The following is a 7,387-nucleotide window of genomic DNA, read 5'->3' as shown; positions in this document are numbered from 1 at the left end:
AAATACTTAGACATTCCATCTGAAAAATAAGATAACTTCACACGACCATTAAGCGTATTGATTGAAAAACGGTTTTGTGTTAAGGAATAATCTCTGTTCCATACCAAATCATATTGAGGTTTTTTGAACGATGCTTTAATCCACTCATTCTGATTTTCAAGAATGGTCTTATATCTGGCAATAACAGTCTTCAAAACAGACTGAGCCATCTGCGATTTAAGGTTAAACTTTTCTCGCAAAGTAGAATACAAAGCCTTGTTAAGTGAAAACTGCTTTAAGTCATGAGTGCGGAATACATAGTCTGAAACATAATTACAGGCATTACGATAAACAGACATAGTCTCATCAAGCAAAACCTTATCTGTTTCAGCTACGATTATTTGAATTTTAGCTGTAATAGTCATCTGTTCCATAGATGTACTCCTTTCATAGATACTTCACTATAATTATATCTAATTTATAGCGAAATATCTATATTTTGAGGTGAACTGTGGATAGGAACTGTGAATAGTAGATACAATCTCATAACAGACGGAAATACAGTCTGAAAGTACATATAGTCCTAGTAACCAAATACCACAAACAACTACTAAAAGGCTCTATTACCGATGATGTTAAACAAGAGATTCTCGATATAGCTAATACTCGTGGCTACGAAATTATTGTAATAGAAACTGACAAAGACCATATGCATTTCTTATTAAGTTACGATACAGCAGATAAAGTTTGAATTGTAAAGCAGGAAAAAACATACCACTTATGGCAAAAGTATAGTTCGGTCTTATCAAAACAGTATTGGAAGGAAAAAACATTTTGGTCATATGGTTATTTTGCTTGCAGCATTGGAGAAGTGTCATCAGAAACTATACAAAAATATATTGAAAGTCAGGGAGAATAGATAATGATTTACGAGGCTCCTCCCATCGCCTAAAGGCAGTGGGTTTCCGCCTATGACAAACGAAAGGATTTATTTATGAAGTAGATGAAGAACTTGCAAGAGAGTTTGGAATCTAACGAGAGAGAAACAGCGGGCTGCTGTTTCTTTTTCTAACTAGAAAGCTGTATGTATATGCAAAAATCTATTCTATAGCTAACATAAAGAGGATACCCACTACAGTGAATATCCTCTCATTTATGCTATAACTTCTTCTTTTTTATCGCGTCAGCTGCTACATTGATAGCCTTTTCTGCTACCTGTTCAGCTATTTTTGGTGCCTCTTTTTGTAATACTTTTATTGCTGGTACTGCTACAACACCTGCAATCTCAGCTCCCTTTTTTGCAACTGCTTTTACTGTTTCTTTTCTGTCCTCTCGTTTTGTACGGCATTCACGACAATAACTATGTTCAGGTTCTGCTTCATCCAATGGTTTAAAACAACCATGTGCCTTACAAACATAGATTAATTTCTCACCACACTCAGGACAATAGTTAATTTTTGCACTATATTTCTTTTTTCTGTGTGTCTTACAACATTCATTAGGACAAGCCTTCTTTCTTGAATCCATACTAATTACCCTCCGTTTTGTATTGTATAGCTCTTAATCTGTTTTGAATTTCTTTGTAGTCAAGTAATGCATTCGCTCTTTTACTCCAAGTACTATTTATGAGTTTGTCATCTCTTGGATCACACTCAATCAAAAATCCCACGTTTGGTTTTATGATAGCTTTTATGAACCTCTGGTATTCATTACAAACCATCAGCATAGAATTGAATTGATTACTATCAAAATAAATCATTGCTTTTAAGGTGATGATTCTATTGATCGTCTGAAAACAAACATGAATGTTCTGCATTTTCTCTACAAGACAATCGTGTTTCTTTCTTTTTATCTTATTGAACTGAGGTGATCTTAGGAAAGCTATATCAGATTTGAGTTCCTGAATAATCTGGGCCTGTGAATCATTGAGAGATTTCAATGATTGAGATATGAGTTCATTTCTTAAAGATGCGTCACTTACTTGTAATGCTTCTAGATAGAGAGATAACCCACTATAATATAATCCTACTCTATCATTATGAAACTCCATCAATATATGACTGATGTTCTCTTCAATATTTTCTAATGTATCTACAATATCATCTAATACATCTTTGATGACATTTAACTGTGATGCAATAATCAAATCCTTTTCATTCACTTGTTCTTTGATGTTTAACTTCTTCCCGTAATGATTCTTCTCATCTCGTAACTGCGCATACATGTTGCTATTCTTATCTTTATCGAATCTAAGTAATCCCTTTTTATATTTTTCTTTCAACTCATCTGACAGATCAACGACCAAATTCACATCATCATCCTGTTCAATGGAATCAAAAAGATGATTCATAAATATATTAGATTGATTATATTTTTTCGAAATTAAAGATTTGAATGAACTGTATTCAAACTGTTCATCATATAAATTAAGAAGAGATTCATCCATCAACAATATAGAATCTTCTCTTTGATCAAAATAAGACATACGATACAACTCCAATCAATTTGTTTTCTAGTACTATTATAATACTGATTGTTGTATATTGTCTTATTTTTTTGTATACACCAAACAATTTTATATTTTTTTCTATGACTCCTATTTTAAGGTATTATCAAGCATGAATTTCAGACATAGAATATAGAGATGGTGTATAATAAACTTATCTTGACATAGAAAGGACAAATAATAATGAAACTATTTCATTTATCTGATCTCCATATTGGCTTAAAGCTAATGAACAGAGACTTAACAGAAGACCAACAATATATACTTAATAGAATTGTACAATACGCAAAAGAAAAACAACCTGACGCTATTATGATTGCAGGTGATATATATGATAAAGCTGTTCCTAGTGCTGAAGCAGTGAGTCTATTTGACTCTTTTGTGACATCTTTAAAGGAAGCAGTACCCCAATCTACTATTATGATGATTTCTGGTAATCATGATAGTGCCCCTAGAATAGATTGTTTTAGACAGGTACTACTTAAACAGAACCTCTATATGGTAGGTAACCCTCCTGAAAAAGAAGAAGATCATATTGAAAGAATTACTTTAAATGACACTTATGGACCTGTTCATTTTTACCTTCTTCCTTTTGTGAAACCTTCCATGGTTAAAAACATTATTGGAACTAACGATGGAAGAAACTACTCTTATAGTGAAACAATTAAGAAACTGATAGAAAGAGAAGAAATGAATACAAAGGATAGAAACGTATTGATTTCTCACCAGTTCTATCTACCAGTTAACAAGAAAGCAGAAGACATAGAACGAACTGACTCTGAAATACGTACGGCTGGTAACATAGATGAAGTCAGTGGAGAAGTATTACTCCCATTTGATTATGCTGCTCTAGGACATATCCATAAGCCTATGAAAGTAGGAAGTGATGTCTATCGCTATTGTGGTACACCTTTACCTTATTCTATGAGTGAAGCAGGTCAGGACAAAGGAATTATAGAAATAGAAATGAAAGAGAAGGGTGTTGTAGAAACACAGGTACTTCCTTTAAAACCACTTCATGATCTAAGAATCATAGAAGGAGAACTTAAAGATGTATTAAGTCAATCCTGTGATGATTTTGTGAGAGTTGTACTCACTGATAAACAGGATCTCAATATCTTTGAAATGCAAGAAAAGCTAAAAAATGCATTCCCTAGATTACTTGAAATAAGAAGAGAAAACATAAGAAAGAATAACTATCAGGCAGTTGTAAAGAAGGATGTTAAAATGGATCCATTCTCTTTATGTACTGATTTCTTAAATGGTGTTGATGAAGAAGAAAAAGACTTATTACAGGATATCATCAACCATGTGAAAGGGGTATAATATGAAACCTATTAAACTCGTAATGGAAGCCTTTGGTTCTTATGCATCTAAAACAGTCATTGACTTTAGAGAACCAAATCAGAATTTGTTTTTAATTACTGGAGATACAGGAGCAGGTAAAACAACTATCTTTGATGCGATTGTATTCGCATTATATGGAGAAAGTAGTTCTACTCTAAATAAGAAAACAGGCACACTCTTACAAAGCCAATTTGCCTCACTAGACGTTAAGCCTTATGTAGAATTGACCTTCTCACAAGGATATGGTGATGATGAAAAAATCTATACCATTCATCGTATACCCCAGCATTATACTTACTATAAAGCAGGCGCTAAAAAAGGTTTAAGAAAAGAAAAAGCAGAATCGGGTAGTATCGCATTAATGATGCCAGATGGGTCTGAGTATCCTCAAAAAGAAGCCAATAAGAAGATCATTGATATCATTCATCTCACTAAAGAACAGTTCATGCAGGTCGCAATGATTGCACAAGGTGAATTCATGGATGTATTGCGTAAATCATCTAATGAGAAGAAAGAAATCTTTAGAAAGCTTTTCCATACAGAAATCTATAATGATATTGTAGAAGAACTCAATAATAGAAGAAAAGAAACAGAAAAGAGTATTAGTGATATCAAAACAAGATGTATGAGTGAAGTAGGGCATATTCATGTAGGTGAAGAACATGAAAACCTTGTCTTCCTTATTGAAGCAATTCAAAGAGGGGAAATCTCTTATCTTAATGAATTAGTAGATGAGTTAGAATCTTATTGTCAGGTATTAGAAGAGACTCTTAATAAGGAGAAAGATGCATTAAGTAAGACTAATGTATTAAAAGAGGAAAAGAAAACAAATCTAGATCAAGCGAAACAACTTCTTAATGATTATCAAGTTCTAAAAGAGGCAAAGCAACAGCTCGTTAACTTAAATAATCAAAAAGAAGAGATAGAAAATAACTATAAGCTCTCTAGTAAAATTGAATATGCTTATAATATCTTGCAGGCATATAACTCTTATACAAAAGATCAAAAACAATATACAGATACGCAAAATAAGCTAGAAAATGAACGCAAAAGAGAGCCAGAACTACGCATTCAATATGAAAACTTAAAAGAAGAAGAGAAAACTGTAGATATAAAATACGAACAATCTGTCCGTTTATATACACAGGAATATGATAAAGCGACAAAAGATTTAGAAAATAGAAAACAATTATGCAAAATAGAAAATAGTATATCTAATATTAATAAATCTATTGATAATTCTATTAAACAGCTTACTTTACTCAATAAAAACAAAGAATCTTTATTATTAAAACAGGAAAAAGGTAAAGCAGAACTAGAAACACTCAAGGATGTAGAAAAAGAACAGGTTATTCTAGAATCAAAACATAAGGAATTCAAGACTAAGCTTGATTCTTACAACAACCTCGTTAAAGACTTTCAATCTATTTCTAAAAAAGAAAAAGAACTCGTCTCAACACAAAATGAATATACAAGATTAAGTACTCTTTATAATCAGAAGAATAGACTCTATGATGAAGCTAATAAACTCTTCCTAGATGCTCAGGCAGGTTTACTTGCAAGAACACTTGAAGAAGGTACTCCATGTCCTGTATGTGGTTCTATCCACCATCCACTTCCTGCATCTTTTAAAGATGGAGAAGTGGCCACTAAAGAAGAACTAGAAAAAATGAGAAAAGAAAAAGATAAGGCATTTGTTTTACTGGAAACAGAAAGCGCAAAAGCCTCATCTTTAAATGATTCTTTAAATGAATTAAAAGAGAAATACAAGAATGATTTAAAGATTCTAAGTGAAACACTCTCTAGTGAATCTACACTTAATTCTGTTAAAGAAACACTTCTTAATGAGAAACAAACTCTCAGTCGTCTTGTAGAAGAACTCAATGTGAGAAAGAGTCGTTATCAAGTACTTACAAAAGAACTAGAAACAATTGAAACACAGTTAAGTCAATGCGAAGAGAATGTAAAATCACTGACTGATACTATTCATCAATATGAAGTCAAACTTGCTTCTTTAAATTCTACATTGACACAATTAAAGAGCCAGTTAAGCTATGCTTCATTAGAAGAAGCACAAAATGCGATCAGTCTACTTAATAAGAATAAACAGGAAGAAGAGGCAGCTTATAAGGACTTCAAACAGAAATTAAATATATCTACAGATATTTATAATAAGTGTCAAACACTTATTACATCCTATAAAGAATCTCTTCCTCAACTAGAAAGAAGCAGGGATGAGTCTTATAAGACTTATACAAACTTAGTAGAAGAATACAAATGTGATTCTTGGCAGGAGCTTACTTCTAAGTATCAAAAAGAAGATATAAAGCGTTTCAATCAAGCTTATATGAATTATTCTAAGAATTATGCCAGTGTCTCTTCTAAAATTGAAACAATAGAGAAACGTATCAATGGTCAATCACTTCCTGAACTAGATGAACTAGAAAAAGATTATCAAGATATAGTAGAGACATATCAAAATCAATTAGAAGCTGTAAAAGAAGAAGAACATACTTATTTAAACAACACTGAATCATTAAAGAGCTTAGATAAGATTGTTTCTCATACAAAAGAAATGATTCATAAGAACCACCAGTTAACTAATTTATACAACCAATTATCTGGTAATGTATCAGGTTCTAGAATGGACTTAGAAACATATGTACAAAGAACATACCTGGAACGTATCTTAATAGAAGCCAATAGTCGTTTCTATGATATGTCTGCTGGTCAGTATGAACTACATCTTAAGAATATTGAACAAGCAGGAGAAGGTAAGAATAAAGGCTTAGACTTAATGGTTTATTCGTTTGTGACTGATTCTGAAAGAGAAATCAATACATTATCAGGTGGAGAATCATTCATGGCTGCACTTTCTTTAGCCCTAGGTATGGCAGATGAGATAAAAGAAAGTGCATCAGGTATTGATCTAGATATTATGTTTATTGATGAAGGATTTGGTTCTTTAGATGATCATTCAAGAGATGAAGCCGTTAAAGTACTTATGGATATGTCAGAAGGGTCTAAACTTATTGGTATTATCTCCCATGTATCAGAATTAAAACAGGAAATAGAAGACCAATTAGTTGTATCTAAGGATGATCATGGTTCTCATGTGAAGTGGCAGATCAGTTAAAAATGATTGTCGTAAGACGCATACTTATGGCATAATAAATGTGCGAGGTAAACACAATGAAAAACATTATTACATTAAAAGATACATCAGGGACTGATGTTGAATTCAAGCTATTAGATCAATTCACTTATGATAAGCGCACATATGTTGTTCTTATGCCACATAATGAATCTACAACACAGGTTTCTATCTATGAAGTCGTACCTACTAAAGAAGAGGGTTTAGATGGCTTATTAGGGGTTACACCTGATCAAACAAATATTCTCTTTGAAGTATTCAAAGAAAGAAACAAAGACAAATTCAATTTTGTAGAAGAATAGGTAAATAGCCTATTCTTTTTCGCGTGTGCCGGGCATGGCACTAATTCAGTCGGAGATAGTCTGACCACAGGTATTTACCGCCAAGTGTAGTGAACCACA

The 7,387-nt window shown here is 32.5% G+C and carries 5 protein-coding genes and 2 pseudogenes; 4 read left to right on the top strand and 3 right to left on the bottom strand.

Features of this window, described 5'->3' with window-relative positions; all coding sequences use genetic code 11:
• Positions 1-413: pseudogene (locus EAI80_RS11005) on the bottom strand (RNA-guided endonuclease TnpB family protein); the annotation flags it as partial.
• Between the two features lie 101 nt (positions 414-514).
• Here EAI80_RS11005 and tnpA point away from each other — a divergent pair.
• Positions 515-898: pseudogene (tnpA, locus tag EAI80_RS11000) on the top strand (IS200/IS605 family transposase).
• Between the two features lie 239 nt (positions 899-1,137).
• Here tnpA and EAI80_RS10995 read toward each other — a convergent pair.
• Complete coding sequence (locus EAI80_RS10995; protein ID WP_129982054.1) at positions 1,138-1,506, bottom strand: hypothetical protein; 369 nt, start codon at positions 1,504-1,506, stop codon at positions 1,138-1,140.
• A 1-nt stretch (position 1,507) separates the two neighbouring features.
• Positions 1,508-2,464 carry a hypothetical protein gene (locus EAI80_RS10990; RefSeq protein ID WP_129982053.1) on the bottom strand — a complete coding sequence of 319 codons (957 nt, stop codon included), beginning with the start codon at positions 2,462-2,464 and terminating at the stop codon, positions 1,508-1,510.
• 204 nt (positions 2,465-2,668) lie between these two features.
• Between EAI80_RS10990 and EAI80_RS10985 the strand changes: the two genes are divergently transcribed.
• Genes EAI80_RS10985 through EAI80_RS10975 form a run of 3 tightly spaced genes read left to right on the top strand, consistent with a single transcriptional unit; the run spans position 2,669 to position 7,288 of the window.
• Positions 2,669-3,811 (top strand): exonuclease SbcCD subunit D, encoded by a 1,143-nt coding sequence (locus EAI80_RS10985; protein ID WP_129982052.1) that lies wholly within the window; start codon positions 2,669-2,671, stop codon positions 3,809-3,811.
• Position 3,812: 1 nt separating this feature from the next.
• Entirely contained in the window at positions 3,813-6,968 is a 3,156-nt protein-coding gene (locus tag EAI80_RS10980) for an AAA family ATPase (RefSeq protein ID WP_129982050.1), read from the top strand.
• 56 nt (positions 6,969-7,024) lie between these two features.
• Positions 7,025-7,288: a DUF1292 domain-containing protein gene (locus EAI80_RS10975; protein ID WP_161220342.1), complete on the top strand. Its 264-nt coding sequence runs from the start codon at positions 7,025-7,027 to the stop codon at positions 7,286-7,288.
• The last annotated feature ends 99 nt before the right edge of the window (positions 7,289-7,387 follow it).

It is taken from the genome of Catenibacterium sp. co_0103, assembly GCF_004168205.1.
In the GTDB taxonomy this organism is placed as follows: Bacteria; Bacillota_I; Bacilli_A; order Erysipelotrichales; family Coprobacillaceae; genus Catenibacterium; species Catenibacterium mitsuoka_A.
This window is presented reverse-complemented; position numbering and strand designations above follow the sequence as displayed.